The following is a 16,090-nucleotide window of genomic DNA, read 5'->3' as shown; positions in this document are numbered from 1 at the left end:
TCGCGATCGGTCTCATGCTGCGCGAAGTGTTGTATCGAGGTCGCAGCGCGAATCGAAAACAGGATTTTTCATGAGCGAACCCTTTTATCGCTCAAGAAAAGATGGTACAAACCGTTCTAAATTGATGGTGAGAATTTATGCTCAATTGGGATGACGAGAAGACGGCCGCAACGCCCGCGAGTGGAGCGCAACGCGCCCCCGCCGGAATGGCTGTCGGTGTGCAGGCAGCGCCTGCCGCTCATCAGGCTCCGTCGGTACGCGACATTTTCGAAGGCGACCTCGCGGTCGCACCGTACGCACCGGCGGCAGCGCCCTTGGCCGGCTCGCAAGAGCGCGTCAATATCGACGACAAGCGCATCATCAACGGCAAGACCGACGTCAATCAGTTGGTGCCGTTCAAATACAAGTGGGCGTGGGAAAAGTATCTGGCGGGTTGTGCGAACCACTGGATGCCGCAGGAAGTGAACATGTCCCGCGACATCGCGCTGTGGAAAGATCCGAACGGTCTGACCGAAGACGAGCGACGCATCGTCAAGCGCAACCTCGGCTTCTTCGTGACCGCCGATTCGCTCGCCGCGAACAACATCGTGCTGGGCACCTATCGCCACATCACCGCGCCCGAGTGCCGGCAGTACCTGCTGCGCCAGGCGTTCGAGGAAGCGATCCACACCCACGCCTATCAGTACATCGTCGAATCGCTCGGCCTCGATGAAGGCGAGATGTTCAACGCGTATCACGAGATCAAATCGATCCGCGACAAGGACGAGTTCCTGATTCCGTTCATCCACACGCTGACGGACCCGGCGTTCGTGACGGGCACGCCCGACGCGGACCAGAAATTGCTGAAGTCGCTGATCGTGTTCGCCTGCATCATGGAAGGCCTGTTCTTCTATGTCGGCTTCACGCAGATTCTCGCGCTGGGCCGCCAGAACAAGATGACGGGCGCCGCGGAGCAGTATCAGTACATCCTGCGCGACGAGTCGATGCACTGCAATTTCGGCATCGACCTGATCAACCAGATCAAGCTCGAGAATCCGCATCTGTGGACGAACGAGTTCCGCGCCGAGATCCGCGAACTGTTCAAGCATGCAGTCGAGCTCGAGTATCGCTACGCTGAAGACACGATGCCGCGCGGCGTGCTCGGTCTGAACGCGGGCATGTTCAAGGGTTATCTGCGCTTCATCGCGAATCGTCGTTGCCAGCAAATTGGCCTCGACGCGCTTTATCAGAACGAAGAAAACCCGTTCCCGTGGATGAGCGAGATGATCGATTTGAAGAAAGAGCGGAACTTCTTCGAGACGCGAGTGATCGAGTATCAGACGGGTGGCGCGCTGTCCTGGGAATAACCCGGGCGCGACTCCGTCAGCAGTATGTGAACCGCCGGGCGTGCACGCCCGGCGCAAGGTTTAGGAGCAGAACGCCTGATGCAAAGCGTGGCCTGCGCCGATACGGCGCTCAGATATGACAGGCACCTTGCGAACCCTTCAGTGGGCTGGGCAAACTTCCCTCCGGAAAAGCCGGCAGGCCTCGAGCCTCCCGTCTTTATCAAGCGATTCGGGGCGACGGCGCGAACGGCGTCGGCTGCCCACTTGATCTGGCGCGCGGTGCCGCAGGGCACGGCGCGCCTTACCGTATTCATTAGCGTAAGCGCGAGCAGGAAGCGTACGCCGATGAATAGCCCGCTTCGTAGCGCGCGTTACGCCTATACCGTCCGCGAGAAACGGGTTTTGACGAAGGGTGTTTGAACTGACTCTCATCTGAACCTGAAGGAGAACATCATGGCAGTTGCCAAGAAGAAACCGGCTGCGAAGAAAGTCGCCGCCAAGAAGGCCGCACCGGTCGCAGCGAAGAAGGCTGCCCCGGCGAAGAAGGTCGCAGTGAAGAAGGTTGCTGCGAAGAAAGTCGCGGTGAAGAAGGTTGCCGCGAAGAAGGCAGCACCGGCCGCCAAGAAGGCAGCGGTGAAGAAGGTTGCTGCGAAGAAGGTCGCAGTGAAGAAGGTTGCCGCGAAGAAGGCAGCACCGGCCGCCAAGAAGGCAGCGGTGAAGAAGGTTGCCGCCAAGAAGGCGCCGGCAGCGAAGAAGGTTGCAGCGAAGAAAGTTGCCGTGAAGAAGGTTGCTGCCAAGAAGGCAGCACCGGCCGCCAAGAAGGCAGCAGTGAAGAAGGTTGCTGCCGTCAAGAAGGCACCGGCAGCGAAGAAGGCTGCACCGGCCGCCAAGAAGGCCGCAGCCGCACCGGCAGCGAAGAAGGCGCCGGCAGCCAAGAAGGCAGCCCCGGCAGCGAAGAAGGCACCGGCCGCCAAGAAGGCAGCGCCGGCCAAGAAGGCAGCCGCGAAGAAGGCCGCAGCCGCTCCGGCGACGACCACGGCGTCGACGGCGTCGGTGGCACCGTCCTCGGGTGCGAAGACCGCGCTGAACCCGGCAGCGGCATGGCCGTTCCCGACGGGCAGCCGTCCGTAATCGGTTTGCCGCGCGACCGTAGACCGGTTGCGCGGCACCGTGCGGCCTGCGTTGTATAGCCTGAAGCAGATGATGTAGCGGGCCGATTCGTTGGCTCGATCAGATCCCGTTGCCGGTTTCGGCAGCGGGATTTTTTTATGCGTGCGCGGTGGCGGGAATGGCCTCGCACGCTTTGTACGCTTCGCACCCGCGTCGCACGTTTCTCGCGCGCATAAAAAAACGCATACGCGAAACGAATCGCGTATGCGCGGGATATCGCGGCTTGAGCCGCGCGCTGAGGTCTCCTCTAATGCGTGACGCGGGTGACGCCACCGCTCGACAGCAGGCGGACGCGGTCACCGGCGCGGAATACTTCAGGCGTGGCGGCCTGTGTGATCGAACGCAGATCGCCGTTGTCGAGGCGCACGGTGATTTCCACACCGTTCGCCGTGCTCATGCCCTGGCCGATCGCATTGCCTGCCACCGCACCGGCGATACCGCCGGCGATTGCGGTGAGGATCGACCCTCGGCCGCCGCCGATCGCGCTGCCGGCCACCGCACCGAGTGCGCCGCCGCCGAGCGTGCCGAGCGTGGAGCCGGCACCGGTGTCGCTTTCGATGCGCACGGCACGCACGCTTTCGATCGTGCCGAGACGGACGCTTTGCTCGCGATTCGCCTGGCTCGAGCTATAGACGTCCGCCGAGCCCGGCGGTGCGAAGCAGCCCGCGAGCGACACCGAAGCGGTGATCATCGCGGCGAGCATGAGGGTTTTCCTGGTCAGCATGGGTGGTTCTCTCCAACAAATCTTATTCGATACTGTAGCCGAACGCGGTCTCGAAGCGGGACAGGATTTCCGCGCGGCTCAGCGTGTAGCTTTGCGGGCCCGGGTGAGCGATCTTGATCGACCCCATGAGGCTCGCGAGGCGGCCGGTGGTGGCCCAATCCAGCCCCTTCTCGATCCCGTACAGCAGGCCGCCGCGGAAGGCGTCGCCGCAACCGGTGGGATCGACGATCTGCTCGGCCTTCACGACCGGGATCTGCTCGGTGCCTTCGCGGTGGCGGATCGTGGCGCCGTGTTCGCCGCGCGTGATGATCAGGGCCTGGACCCGGCTCGCGATCTCGTCTTCCGACCAGCCCGTCTTGTCGCTCACCAGTTTGGCTTCGTAATCGTTGACCGCCAGATAGGTGGCAAGTTCAATGCTGCGACGCAGCGTGTCGCGGTCGAACAAGGGCAGGCCCTGGCCCGGATCGAAGATGAACGGCACGCCTGCCTTGGCCAGTTCCTCGACGTGCTGGACCATGCCCTGGAAGCCGTCCGGGCCGACGATCGCAAGCGTGATGTCGCGCGCTTCGCCGGCGTGGTTCAGGTGCGACTGCATCATCGCGCCCGGGTGGAACGCGGCGATCTGGTTGTTGTCGAGGTCGGTGGTGATCATCGCCTGCGCCGAGTGCGTGTCGGGCACCACGCGCACGTAGTCGCGCGACAGGCCGAGCGCATCGAAGCGGTCGAGATAGAGCTGGGCGTCGATGGCGCCGATCGTGCCCATCACGCGCGCATCGCCACCGAGCGCATGCAGCGCATAGCCGATGTTGCCGGCGCAGCCGCCGAACTCGCGGCGCATGGTGGGCACCAGGAAGCTCAGGTTGATGAGGTGGACCTGGTCGGGCAGGATGTGCTCCCGGAAGCGCCCTTCGAAGGTCATGATGTTGTCGTAGGCGATCGAACCGCAAATCAGGGTAGCCAAGGTCGTTCCTGTTCAGAAGGGAAGGCGGCGAGAGAAGAAAAAGCGACGCGCACCGCCATGCCGGGGCGATGCGCGCGGGTACTTAAGCGGAAGCGCTTACTTCAGTGCGGCGAGGGCGGCGTCGTAGTTCGGCTCTTCCTTGATTTCGCCGACCAGTTCCGTATAGACGACCTTGTCGTTCGCATCGATGACCACCACCGCGCGTGCGGTCAGGCCGTTCAGCGGGCCGCTCGTGACGTCGACGCCGTAGGCGTTCGCGAATTCACGGCCGCCGCGGAACGTCGAGGCCGTCGACACGTTTTCGAGGCCTTCGGTCGTGCAGAAGCGTTTGGCGGCGAACGGCAGGTCGCCCGACACCACCACCACGGCCGTATCCGCCAGCTTGCCGGCCGCTTCGTTGAACTTGCGCGTGGACGTGGCGCAGGTCGGCGTGTCGAGGCTCGGCACGATGTTCAGCACTTTGCGCTTGCCCGCGAAGCTCGCGAGCGACAGCTCGCCGAGATCCTGGCCAACCAGCTTGAAGTCGGGGGCTTGCGAGCCGACCGTCGGGAACGCGCCGGCGAGTTCGATCGGGTTGCCGCCCAGGGTGACTTTGCTCATTTCGTACTCCGGAGAGAGGGCGTCATGCGACGCCGAGGTTGAGGCCGGCGCGCCCGGTGCGGGGCGCCGTGCGCTTACGGATAGAAGATCTGGACGCGGAAATTCGATGCGGCGATGCCGGGCGCGCCGTCGGCGGCACCCGGTGCGGTATCGATGCGCACGTACGAGGTTTCGGTGGCGCCGGCCGGCAGGCCCGCGCCCACCGGCGTGCCCGGCCTGACGTAATCGGGGGGCGCCAGCACGCGGCGCGCGGCCACCCGGTCCGACGCATCGAGCAGGGTCAGCTCGATCGACGGATAGGCGAGCGCGATGGTGGTGCGGTTCGACAGCGGCACCTTCAGTTCGAGCACGCGCGAGCCGTCGAGCTGGCGCAGGTCCGAGGCGCCGAGCCGCAGCCCGTCGATCGCACGCGGCGGTTCGAGCGTGCAACCGAACGCCGAGCAGGCCTGCGCGAACAGCGGCTGGCTGGCCGGCCAGTGCACGATCAGCGGTTCGCGGCACCACCAGGCCATCTGGCCCGCCAACACCACGATCAGCAAGCCCGCGACGAAGCCGCCGAACACGCGCCGGCCGAAGCCGCCGCGTGCGGTGGCCGGCGATTCGCGCGTCATCGCGAAATGGACGCGGCCGTCGGCGGCGGGCTCGGCGGCGAACGGTTCGTTCGGGGGCGTGTGGCGCGGCGGCAGGTGGACGCGGACGTGATCGTCCGCTTCGACCGGATGCAGGGGATCGTCGGTATCGACGAGGGGAGGGAGCGAGGCGGCGGCAAGGCCGAGCGACGGTTCGGCCGCATCGCGCGGCAGCGTGGCGACCGATGCGGTATCGACGGTCGCGGTGGCCACGGCGGCTTCATGCTCGCCGGCATGGATGGCGGCGGCCTGGCCGTTCGCGGGCCGCGTCATCGCCCCGCGCATCAGGCCGGCCTGATTGGCCGGTGCTTCGAGACGGGAGGCCGATTCGATCGGCACCAGCGGCTCGGTACCGGTGTTGCCGCCGTGATGGCGCAGCGCGGGATCGATGCCGCCGTCGAGCCAGGGCGCCCACATGTCCCAATCGCCGGGCGTGAAGTTGCCGTTCGCGGGCTGGTCGGGGGCGGCGTGCGCCAAGGTGGCCGAGAACACGCGCGGCGGCTGCGACGGCGCGCTTGCCGTGGCGGGCTGCGGTTCGACGATGGCCGGGGCCAGTTCGGGATCGGGCTCGACGAGCGAATTCGCCGCGTCGAAGACCTGCTGGCAGTGCCCGCAACGCGCGAACCCGCCGTGCAGCTTCAGATGTTCCGGCTGAATTCGGAACACGGTTTCACAGTGGGGGCAGCGCGTCGCGAGTGGCATGGTCACGGGCAGCGGGGCCGGAGTGAAGGACAGCGCCTATTCTAATGGCTTTCGCGCCGGGTTCCGGCAAGGCACACCCAACCTTCGTGCTCGCGCCAGACCGAAATGTTGACATAGCGCGCATACACGGCCGCGACTTCGTCCGCCTGCCGTGCCAGCACGCCCGACAGCGCGATGCGGCCGCCCGGCTTGACCTTTGACGCCAGCATCGACGCCATCAGCTTGAGCGGGTTCGACAGGATGTTGGCGACCACGATATCGAATTCACCGGCCGGGCAATCGTCCGGCAGGCCGTAGGTCACGTCGGCGCGATTGCGCTCGCTGTTGTGGCGAGCCGATTCGACGGCTTGCGGGTCGATGTCGATGCCGGTCACCTCGCCCGCGCCGCACTTCCTGGCGAGGATCGCGAGAATGCCCGAGCCGCAGCCGTAGTCCAGCACCGACTGGCCGGCCTGCACGGTTTGCTCGAGCCATTCCATGCAAAGTCGCGTGGTGGGGTGGCTGCCCGTGCCGAACGCGAGGCCCGGATCGAGCTCCAGCACCAGCGCGTCGGGATCGGGTGCATCGTGCCACGAGGGCACCACCCAGATCCGTTCGCCGATCGGGATCGGATCGAACTGCGATTGCGTGAGTCGCACCCAATCCTGCTCCTCGACGTCACGCACGCTGAACGCGGGCGCGGCATCGAGGCCGACTTCGTTCGCGGCGGCGGCCAGCAGCACGGCCGGATCGGCCGTTTCCGCCAGCAGCGCGATCACCCGCGAATGTTGCCAGGCGGCGCGCTCGGGCGTGAGGCCGGGCTCGCCGAACAGCGGCTGCTCGTCGGGCGTGTCGGCATCGGCATCCTCGACGGACACCGACAGCGCGCCCAGCTCGATCAGCGCGTCCGACAGCGCTTCCGCATGCTCGCGCGCGAGCTCGACGACCAGTTCCCGGTAGCTCATGCTCAGGCCTCGTCCGGCGCGACCTGCTGCTTGGCGGCCAAGCGATTTTCCAGATAGTGGATGCTGGTGCCGCCTTCGACGAACTTCGAGTCGAGCATCAGCTCGCGGTGCAGCGGGATGTTCGTCTGGATGCCTTCGACGACCATTTCCGACAGCGCGATGCGCATGCGCGCCATGGCCTGCTCGCGCGTCGCGCCGTAGGCGATCAGCTTGCCGATCATCGAATCGTAGTTCGGCGGGACGAAATAGCCGTTGTAGACGTGCGAATCGACGCGGATGCCCGGGCCGCCCGGCGTGTGCCACGACGTGATCCGGCCCGGCGACGGCGTGAACTTGAACGGATCTTCGGCGTTCACGCGGCATTCGATCGCGTGGCCGCGGAACTGGATGTCGCGCTGGCGCAGCGCGAGCTTCTCGCCGGCCGCGATCTTGATCTGTTCCTGCACGATGTCGACGCCGGTGATCAGCTCCGTGACCGGATGCTCGACCTGCACGCGCGTGTTCATCTCGATGAAGTAGAACTCGTTGTTCTCGTACAGGAATTCGAACGTGCCCGCGCCGAGGTAGCCCATCTTCTTGCAGGCGTCGGCGCAGCGGTCGCCGATGCGATCGATCAGGCGGCGCGCGATGCCCGGCGCCGGCGCTTCCTCGATCACCTTCTGGTGGCGGCGCTGCATCGAGCAGTCGCGTTCGCCGAGCCAGAGCGCGTTCTTGTGCGAATCGGCCAGCACCTGGATCTCGATGTGGCGCGGATTCTCGAGGTACTTCTCCATGTACACCTGCGGGTTGCCGAACGCACGGCCGGCTTCCTCGCGGGTCATGTTGACCGCGTTGACGAGCGCCGCTTCCGTGTGGACGACCCGCATGCCGCGGCCGCCGCCGCCGCCCGCCGCCTTGATGATGACGGGGTAGCCGACCGCGCGCGCGATCTTGACGATTTCCTTCGGATCTTCGGGCAGCGCGCCTTCCGAGCCCGGCACGCACGGCACGCCGGTGCGGATCATGGTCTGCTTCGCGGTGACCTTGTCGCCCATCATGCGGATCGTGTCCGGACGCGGGCCGATGAAGGTGAAGCCCGATTGCTCGACGCGCTCGGCGAAGTCGGCGTTCTCGGACAGGAAGCCGTAGCCGGGGTGGATCGCTTGCGCGTCGGTCACCTCGGCCGCGCTGATCAGCGCGGGCATGTTCAGGTAGCTGAGGTTCGACGGAGCGGGGCCGATACAGACCGCTTCGTCGGCCAGCTTCACGTACTTGGCTTCCTTGTCGGCTTCCGAGTACACGACGACCGTCTTGACGCCGAGTTCGCGGCACGCGCGCTGGATGCGCAAGGCGATTTCGCCGCGATTGGCGATGAGGATTTTTTCAAACATAGCGGGTATTCGTCTTTCCGGTAGCGCGCTCTGGCGCGGGGCGGCGCGCTCGGCTTTAGCCGATCACGTACAGCGGCTGGCCGTATTCGACCGCCTGGCCGTTCTCGACGAGGATTTCCTTGATGATGCCCGACTTGTCGGACTCGATCTCGTTGAGCAGCTTCATCGCTTCGATGATGCACAGCGTCTGGCCTTCCTTGACCGTGTCGCCCACCTGGACGAACGGATCGGCGCCCGGCGACGGTGCGCGGTAGAACGTGCCGACCATCGGCGAGGTGACGACGTGGCCTTGCGGTGCGGCCGGCGCCGGCGCGGCGGCCGGTGCGGCAGCTTCGCCGCCGAAGTTCGCGGCCGGCGCGGGGGCGCCGGCTTGCGGCAGGTAGCCGGGGGCGGACTGCACATAGACGGGCGGCGCGTTCTTGACGATACGCACCTTGCCTTCGCCTTCCGTGACTTCCAGCTCGGAGATGCCGGATTCGGAGACGAGGTCGATCAGGGTTTTCAGCTTGCGAAGGTCCATCGGGTATTCCCCTTGTCTAGTCGTGAAGCGCCGGCCGGGCCGGCTGCGATTCGGATTCTTGAAACTGCTCAGCGGCGCGACGCACCCTGCAGCGTATCGAGCGCATGCTCGAGCGCGTACAGGTAGCCCTTCCAGCCGAGGCCGCAGATCACGCCTTCGGCCTGATCGGAGAAGTACGAGTGATGCCGGAACGACTCGCGGCGGTGCACATTCGACAGATGTACCTCGACGAACGGAATGGCGACGCCGGCCAGCGCGTCGCGGATCGCGACACTCGTATGCGTGTAGGCGGCCGGGTTGATCACGATGAAATCGGTCTTTTCGTCCCGGGCAGCGTGGATGCGGTCGACCAGCGCGCCTTCGTGATTGCTCTGGAACGAGGTCAGTTCGGCGCCCGCTTCGGTGGCCCGCGCGGCCAGGGCCCGATCGATCTCGGCCAGTGTTACGCGCCCGTAGACCCCGGGTTCCCGGGTGCCGAGAAGATTGAGGTTGGGGCCGTGCAGTACCAGCAATCGTGTCATGGTCGCTTCAATTTCTGCGGAATTGGGCGCACTTTATCGCCGTTTCGAGAAATTTGTCCAGTTTTGCCGTGTGGCGCGCTTGCTCGCGGCGGGCCGAATTGCCCGCCGTAGCGCGAAGTTCGCGGTATTTTTCGCCAATCTGCCGCGAACCGGAGGTCAACCGCCGGTAACGCGCGATACGAAAAGCTTCGCGCTTAAAGCGTGTCGAGCGTCTTTTTGAGCTGGTTCGGCTCGATTTCGCCTAATTTTGTCATGCGTACCCGGCCGTTCGCATCAATTACGACCGTAAACGGCAGGGCGCCGGCCGTGTTGCCAAAATTACGGGCCAGATCCGCGCCGGCGTAGCCGCTGACGAATACCGGGTAGTCCACCTTCACTTTCTGCAGGAACGCCTGGACGTTCTTGTCCGAGTCGACGGCCACCCCGACGAAGCGAATGCCCTTCGCCTTGTAGGCGTGCGAGAGCTGCACGAGTTCCGGCATTTCCTTGACGCAGGGGCCGCACCACGAGGCCCAGAAGTTCACCACGACCTTCTGGCCCTTGAAGGCGGCCAGCGATTGCGGCTTGCCGTCGTCGTCGGTGACTGACGCGGCCCACAGCGTGGCGACCGGATCGGCCTTGGCGGTGGCCGCTTCGGCGGCGTTCTCGAACACGTCGCCGCGCATCCAGTGGCCGGCGGCGAGACCGCCGGCGACCGCGACGGCCGCGACCACGGCGATGGGGAGGTATCGTTTACTGTTCATCTTCGGATCGAATCGGGGTGGAAAGGGCGGCCGGCGCGTCGAGCAGCGCGCGCAGGGCCGCGGCGTCGGCGCGATTGAGCCGGCCGCGCGCATCGGCGCGCACCGCGCCGCGCAGGTCGTCGGCGCCGTAGAGTGCCAGATGAATGCCGATCGGGTCGGCATCGCGACGCTCGCGCCAAAGAAAGCTCAAGGTCTCGACGTCGCCGCGACCGGCGAAATGCCGGGTTTCGGACACGTCGTACTGGATGTTCTGGTTCAGCAGATAGATCGCGACTTCCTTCTGGCTGTCGGAAAACATCTGCAGATGGATGTCGGAGTGCGCGTTGGCGGTGCCGTTCAGCACGGCGCCGGCCAGGTAGGGCGCGAACTGCGCGAGCCGCTCCATCCAGTCGAGCGCCACCTGCCGCAGCCGCGCCAGCTCGGCCGGTTGCGTGTCGGACTGGAACAGCGCCATGTATTCGTGCAGCTCGGCCTCGATCATGTCGTTGTCGGGCAGCCATTCCCCGGCGATCCGGGTGTCGCCGAGCAACTGGCGGGCGGCCTTGCGTTTCGCGGCGGCGTAATCGAGCCCGTCCTCGGCGATGAGGCGGGCGGCGCTGAGCGCGATTTCCTCGCGGACGCGACGCGGATCGAGCAGGGAGTGTCGAGGCATGGTGCGGCAATCATACTCGATCGGCCGGACGGCGCAGCACCTGCCCGGCCGACGCGGCGGGGCAGGCGGCTCGGTTACAATGGCAGCCTTTCCCCGGCTGCCGGCCGGCGCGATCCTCGCGGCACGGCGCGCCCGCCGGTTTCGATTCGCGACTTCGCATGGCGCCCGCGCGGCGCGACAGCTCTCTATGCATATCCACATTCTTGGCATCTGCGGCACGTTCATGGGCGGGCTCGCCGTGCTCGCCCGCGAGGCGGGCCATACCGTGACCGGATGCGACGCGGGCGTCTATCCGCCGATGAGCACCCAGCTCGAAGCGCAGGGTATACAACTGATCGAAGGTTACGGCGCCGAACAGGTCGATCTGGCGCCGGACCTGTTCGTGATCGGCAATGTCGTCTCGCGCGGCAATCCGCTGATGGAAGCGATCCTCGATCGCGGCCTGCCGTACACGTCCGGCCCGCAGTGGCTCGGCGAGCACGTGCTGGCCGGCAAGTGGGTGCTGGCCGTGGCCGGCACCCACGGCAAGACCACCACCAGCTCGATGCTGGCCTGGCTGCTCGAGGATTCCGGCCTGAACCCGGGCTTCCTGATCGGCGGCGTGCCGCTGAACTTCGGCGTGTCGGCGCGGCTGACCGATTCGAGCTTCTTCGTGATCGAGGCCGACGAGTACGACACGGCGTTCTTCGACAAGCGCTCCAAGTTCGTCCATTACCGGGCGCGCACCGCGGTGCTGAACAACCTCGAATTCGATCACGCCGACATCTTCCCCGATCTCGCCGCGATCGAAACCCAATTCCATCACCTCGTGCGCACCGTGCCGGGCGTCGGCCGGATCGTCTCGAACGGCCGCGAGGCCGCGCTCGACCGCGTGCTGGCGCGCGGCTGCTGGAGCGAGGTCGAACGCTTCGGCGTGGAAGGCGGCTGGCAGGCGCTGCCGGCCGAGGACGGCGTGCCCGTCGACGAGCGCTTCGCGGTTTACTGGCGCGGCGAGCGGATGGGCGAAGTCGAATGGACGGTGCAGGGCGAGCACAACCGCCAGAACGCGCTGGCCGCGATCGCGGCCGCGCGCTCGGTCGGCGTGCCGCCGGCCCAGGCGGCGCGTTCGTTCGCCACCTTCCGCAACGTCAAGCGGCGCATGGAGATTCGCGGCAGCGTCGACGGCGTGACCGTCTACGACGATTTCGCGCACCACCCGACCGCGATCGACACCACGATCGCCGGCCTGCGCGCGCGAATCGGCCGCGATCACACCCGCATCCTCGCCGTGCTGGAGCCGCGCTCGAACACCATGAAGCTCGGCACCATGAAGGCGCAATTGCCGGGCAGCCTGGCCGATGCCGATCTCGTGTTCGGCTACGGCGCGGCGTCGGGCCGCGACGCGCTCGGCTGGAGCCTGGCCGATGCGCTGGCGCCGCTCGGCGAGCGCGCGCAGGCGTTCGACGATCTCAACGCGCTGGTCAAGGCCGTCACGGCCGCCGCCCGGCCGGGCGACCAGATCCTCGTGATGAGCAACGGCGGTTTCGGCGGCGTGCACCAGAAGCTGCTCGACGCGCTGTCCGCACGGGGCGGCGCGTGATTCTGTATCTGCACGGGTTCCGGTCGTCGCCGCAGTCGTTCAAGTCGCGGCTGCTGGCGGCGCGCATGGCCGAACTCGGCCGTGCCGACGAATGGCGCTGCCCGGCGCTGTCGGTGTCGCCGCTCGAAGCGGTGGCGCGGGCCGAAGCCGAGGTGGCCGGCGCGGCGCCGGACACGGTCACCGTGATCGGCAGCTCGCTGGGCGGTTATTACGCCACCTGGCTGGCCGAACAGCACGGCTGGCGCGCGGTGCTGCTCAATCCGGCCACGCTGCCGCAGCGCGACCTGGCGCGCCATCTCGGCGAACAGCCGCTCTGGCACGGCGGCGGCAGCATCGTCGTCGAGCCGCGCCACCTGGGCGAACTTGACGCGTTGAGCGTGCGCGCCGTGACGCGCCCGGAACGCTACTATCTGATCGCCGCGACGGGCGACGAAGTGCTCGACTACCGCGAGATGCTCGCGCACTATCCGGGCGCGCGCACCCGCCTCATCGACGGCAGCGATCACGGCATCAGCGAGTTCGCCGACTATGCCGACGAGGTGCTGGCGTTCTGCGACGCGCCGCGAACGCCCTAGCCGTGCCCGTCAGGGCCGGCAACCGAATTCAATCCAAGCTGGACGAGGCGCCGCCGGGCGGCGCCGGACAGTCTCAACGAGAGTAATCGAGTGAACGTTTTTTTCGAGGAATCGGGCAGTTTCAAGGCCGGCAGCGTGCTGTCGCGCCAGGGCGACGCGTTTCAGGTCGAACTGCCGGGCGGGCGGCGCGCCAAGGTGCGCGCCAAGGATGTGCTGATCGAGTTCGACAAGCCGGCGGCCGGCGAACTGATGCAGCAGGCCGACGCGGCCGCGCAGGAAATCGACCTCGATTTCCTTTGGGAATGCGCGCCGAATGAGGAATTCGCCTATGCCGCGCTGGCCGACGAGTATTTCGGCAGCGGTTACGGCCCCGTCGAGCGCGCGGCGCTGGTGCTGCGCATGCACGGCTCGCCGGTGTACTTCCGCCGCAAGGGGCGCGGCCAGTATCAGCGCGCGCCCGAAGAGCAACTGAAGATGGCGCTCGCCGGGCTCGAGCGCAAGCGCCAGCAGGCGCTGGTGCAGGCCGGTTACGAAGAGGAACTGAAGGCGCGCAAGCTGCCGGCCTCGTTCGAGGGCAAGGCGCTGGCGTTGCTGACACGCCCCGACAAGAACTCGATCGAATACAAGGCGCTCGACGCCGCGGCGATCGCGCTCGGCGTGTCGCAGGCGCGCCTGATGCTCGATTGCGGCGGGGTGGCCTCGCCGCGCGCGCTGCACGAGGCGCGCTTCCTGGCCGAACACTTCCCGCACGGCACCGGTTTCCCGCCCGTCACGGTGGGCGCGTTGCCGGACGACCTGCCGCGCGCCAACGTCGAGGCGTTCTCGATCGACGACGTGACCACCACCGAAATCGACGATGCGTTCTCGGTCGAGCACCTGCCCGAGAATCGCGTGCGGATCGGCGTGCACATCGCCGCGCCGGCGCTCGGCATCACGCGCGGCGACGCGATCGATGCGATCGCGCGCGCGCGGCTGTCGACCGTCTACATGCCCGGCGACAAGATCACCATGCTGCCCGACGACGTGGTGGAGGTGTTCACGCTGAAGGAAGGCGGCTTCCGCCCGGCGCTGTCGCTGTACATCATCGTCGACCGCGAGACGCAGGACATCGTCGCCAACGAAACGCGCGCCGAATACGTGTTCGTGAAGAGTAACCTGCGCCACAACACGCTCGACGAGCTGGTCAACGAGGAAACGCTCGCGGCCGGCAGCGGCGAGTATCCGCACAAGGACGACATCGCGGTGCTGTGGCCGCTCGCGCAGGCGCTGTTCGAGAAGCGCCAGGTGGCGCGCGCCGGCTACGGCCTGAAGCGCGAGGTGCAGCGCAACACCGATTACAACTTCTACGTGGAAGGCGAGCACATCTCGATCACGCCGCGGCGTCGCGGCTCGCCGCTCGACCTGATCGTTTCCGAGCTGGCGATCCTGTCGAATTCCACGTGGGGCGCGTTCCTGCACGATCACACCGTGCCGGGCATCTACCGCTCGCAGCGCGCGCTCGGCGTGCCGACCGGCCCGAAGCGCACCCGCATGCAGACCTCCGCCGCGCCGCACGAAGGCCTGGGCGTTGCGCAATATGCGTGGAGCACCTCGCCGCTGCGCCGCTACGTCGACCTGGTCAACCAGTGGCAACTGCTGGCCTGCGTGCAGCACGGCGTGACGGCCAAGCTGGCCGCGCCGTTCAAGCCGAAGGACGCCGATCTTTACGCGGTCGTGCAGGGCTTCGACGATACCTACACCGCCTATGCCGATCATCAGCGCCGCATGGAGTATTTCTGGTGCCTGCGCTGGCTGCGTCAGGAAAACCGCCGGCAGGTCGTGGCGGCGGTGGTGAAGGGCGACTTGGTGCGGCTCGAGGAAATCCCGCTGCTGCTGCATGTGCCGGGGCTCGGCGTGCATGCGCGCGGCACGCGCGTGCTGCTCGACGTGATGTCGATCGACGAGCTGACGATCGAGGCGTCGGTGCGCCTGCTCAACGTGCTCGATGCGCCGGTCGTCACGAGCGGCGAGGCGGCCGAGGAGGATGACGGCGGCGAGGAAGCGGCGGGCGACACGCTCGTCGAGGCCGCCGACGATTCGGCCGAAAGCGAAGCCGAGGCATTGGCCGAGGCCGGCGATGCCGCCGAAGGCGCAGCCGCGCCGGAAGCGGGCAACGCGGAACACACAGAACAGACCGGCCCGGCGGCCGGCGACGAGGAGACAAAATGAGCGAGCGCGACCCTTATGTCGTGATCGGCAACCCGGTGGCGCACAGCAAGTCGCCGGCGATCCATGCCGCGTTCGCCGCGCAGACGGGTGAGCCGGTGGCCTACACGCACCGCCTCGCGCCGCTCGACGGCTTCGAGGCGTCGGTGCGCGAATTCATCGCGGCGGGCGGGCGCGGTGCCAACGTCACGGTGCCGTTCAAGCTGGAAGCGCATGCGCTGGCCGATACGCTGTCGCCGCGCGCGGCGGCGGCGGGCGCGGTCAATACGCTGCGTTTCGATGCCGATGGCGGCATTTACGGCGACAACACCGACGGCGTCGGCCTCGTGCGCGACATCGAGCAGAACCTCGGCGTGTCGCTGGCCGGCGCGCGCATCCTGCTGCTCGGCGCGGGCGGCGCGGCGCGCGGCGTGGTGGTGCCGATGCTCGATCGCGCACCGCTGTCGATCACCATCGTCAACCGCACCGCGAGCAAGGCCGAGGATCTGGTCAGCCAGTTCATGCAGGCCGCGCACGACGCCGGTTGCCGGTTGGCGGGCGGCAGCGCGGCGATCGTCGAGCGCCGTCCGTACGACGTGATCGTCAACGCCACGGCCGGCAGCCTCGATGCCGCGCTGCCCGAGTGCGACACGGCCGCGTTCGGCGCGGGCACGCTCGCCTACGACATGATGTACAGCGCCCAGCCGACCGTTTTCATGCGGCACGCGGCCTCGCTCGGCGCGCGTCCTGCCGACGGGCTCGGCATGCTGGTGGAGCAGGCCGCCGAGGCGTTTCATGTGTGGCGCGGCGTGCGGCCCGACGGCGCGCCGGTGCTCGCGGCGTTGCGCGACGCGCTCGTCGCGGCGGCCTGAGCGGCCCGTTTCCGCATCG

16 protein-coding genes and 1 pseudogene are annotated in these 16,090 nt (G+C 67.0%); 7 read left to right on the top strand and 10 right to left on the bottom strand.

Going from position 1 to position 16,090, the window contains the following annotated elements:
* Positions 1-137 precede the first annotated feature (137 nt).
* From AB4851_RS33060 to AB4851_RS33050, 3 genes and pseudogenes are all read left to right on the top strand, one after another.
* Positions 138-1,346: a ribonucleotide-diphosphate reductase subunit beta gene (locus AB4851_RS33060; protein ID WP_414443862.1), complete on the top strand. Its 1,209-nt coding sequence runs from the start codon at positions 138-140 to the stop codon at positions 1,344-1,346.
* Positions 1,347-1,424: 78 nt separating this feature from the next.
* Positions 1,425-1,750, top strand: a pseudogene (locus tag AB4851_RS33055) (hypothetical protein).
* 28 nt (positions 1,751-1,778) lie between these two features.
* Positions 1,779-2,456, top strand: coding sequence for a histone H1-like DNA-binding protein (locus AB4851_RS33050; protein ID WP_414443863.1), 678 nt, complete (start codon positions 1,779-1,781; stop codon positions 2,454-2,456).
* Positions 2,457-2,742: 286 nt separating this feature from the next.
* On the opposite strand, the gene AB4851_RS33045 is transcribed toward AB4851_RS33050, so the two are convergent.
* The 10 genes from AB4851_RS33045 to AB4851_RS33000 all read right to left on the bottom strand — a co-directional run bounded on the left by AB4851_RS33045 (position 2,743) and on the right by AB4851_RS33000 (position 10,861).
* Complete coding sequence (locus tag AB4851_RS33045) at positions 2,743-3,219, bottom strand: glycine zipper 2TM domain-containing protein (protein ID WP_414443864.1); 477 nt, start codon at positions 3,217-3,219, stop codon at positions 2,743-2,745.
* A gap of 22 nt (positions 3,220-3,241) precedes the next feature.
* Positions 3,242-4,180, bottom strand: coding sequence for a carbohydrate kinase family protein (locus AB4851_RS33040; RefSeq protein ID WP_414450391.1), 939 nt, complete (start codon positions 4,178-4,180; stop codon positions 3,242-3,244).
* A 96-nt stretch (positions 4,181-4,276) separates the two neighbouring features.
* A complete protein-coding gene (gene tpx / locus AB4851_RS33035) occupies positions 4,277-4,780 on the bottom strand; it encodes a thiol peroxidase (protein WP_414450390.1) in 504 nt (167 codons plus the stop codon).
* A gap of 74 nt (positions 4,781-4,854) precedes the next feature.
* The gene (locus tag AB4851_RS33030) at positions 4,855-6,111 is read right to left on the bottom strand and encodes a zinc-ribbon and DUF3426 domain-containing protein (RefSeq protein ID WP_414452001.1); all 1,257 of its coding nucleotides are present in this window, start codon (positions 6,109-6,111) and stop codon (positions 4,855-4,857) included.
* Between the two features lie 41 nt (positions 6,112-6,152).
* Positions 6,153-7,055 (bottom strand): 50S ribosomal protein L11 methyltransferase, encoded by a 903-nt coding sequence (gene prmA, locus AB4851_RS33025; RefSeq protein ID WP_414443866.1) that lies wholly within the window; start codon positions 7,053-7,055, stop codon positions 6,153-6,155.
* Between the two features lie 2 nt (positions 7,056-7,057).
* Entirely contained in the window at positions 7,058-8,425 is a 1,368-nt protein-coding gene (gene accC, locus AB4851_RS33020; protein WP_414443867.1) for an acetyl-CoA carboxylase biotin carboxylase subunit, read from the bottom strand.
* Between the two features lie 55 nt (positions 8,426-8,480).
* Positions 8,481-8,945, bottom strand: coding sequence for an acetyl-CoA carboxylase biotin carboxyl carrier protein (accB, locus tag AB4851_RS33015; protein WP_414450389.1), 465 nt, complete (start codon positions 8,943-8,945; stop codon positions 8,481-8,483).
* 68 nt (positions 8,946-9,013) lie between these two features.
* A complete protein-coding gene (gene aroQ, locus AB4851_RS33010; protein WP_414450388.1) occupies positions 9,014-9,466 on the bottom strand; it encodes a type II 3-dehydroquinate dehydratase in 453 nt (150 codons plus the stop codon).
* Positions 9,467-9,660: 194 nt separating this feature from the next.
* On the bottom strand, positions 9,661-10,209 hold the full coding sequence (locus tag AB4851_RS33005; protein WP_414443870.1) for a TlpA family protein disulfide reductase: 549 nt from the start codon (positions 10,207-10,209) through the stop codon (positions 9,661-9,663).
* Positions 10,199-10,861: a UDP-N-acetylmuramate--alanine ligase gene (locus tag AB4851_RS33000; protein WP_414450387.1), complete on the bottom strand. Its 663-nt coding sequence runs from the start codon at positions 10,859-10,861 to the stop codon at positions 10,199-10,201. Before AB4851_RS33000 ends, AB4851_RS33005 begins: the two co-directional genes overlap by 11 nt.
* Positions 10,862-11,048: 187 nt before the next feature.
* Here AB4851_RS33000 and mpl point away from each other — a divergent pair, with 187 nt between their 5' ends.
* From mpl to aroE, 4 genes are all read left to right on the top strand, one after another.
* Complete coding sequence (gene mpl / locus AB4851_RS32995) at positions 11,049-12,440, top strand: UDP-N-acetylmuramate:L-alanyl-gamma-D-glutamyl-meso-diaminopimelate ligase (protein ID WP_414450386.1); 1,392 nt, start codon at positions 11,049-11,051, stop codon at positions 12,438-12,440.
* Positions 12,437-13,015, top strand: a complete 579-nt coding sequence (locus AB4851_RS32990; RefSeq protein ID WP_414450385.1) for a YqiA/YcfP family alpha/beta fold hydrolase — start codon at positions 12,437-12,439, stop codon at positions 13,013-13,015. The genes mpl and AB4851_RS32990 overlap by 4 nt, the downstream gene beginning before the upstream one ends.
* 90 nt (positions 13,016-13,105) lie before the next feature.
* On the top strand, positions 13,106-15,223 hold the full coding sequence (locus AB4851_RS32985) for an RNB domain-containing ribonuclease (RefSeq protein WP_414450384.1): 2,118 nt from the start codon (positions 13,106-13,108) through the stop codon (positions 15,221-15,223).
* Positions 15,220-16,071 (top strand): shikimate dehydrogenase, encoded by an 852-nt coding sequence (gene aroE, locus AB4851_RS32980; protein ID WP_414443875.1) that lies wholly within the window; start codon positions 15,220-15,222, stop codon positions 16,069-16,071. Before AB4851_RS32985 ends, aroE begins: the two co-directional genes overlap by 4 nt.
* The last annotated feature ends 19 nt before the right edge of the window (positions 16,072-16,090 follow it).

The organism is Burkholderia sp. 22PA0099, assembly GCF_047497165.1.
Lineage (GTDB): Bacteria > Pseudomonadota > Gammaproteobacteria > Burkholderiales > Burkholderiaceae > Burkholderia.
The sequence above is the reverse complement of the archived record's forward strand: the minus strand, read 5'-3'. Positions and strand labels throughout refer to the sequence as shown.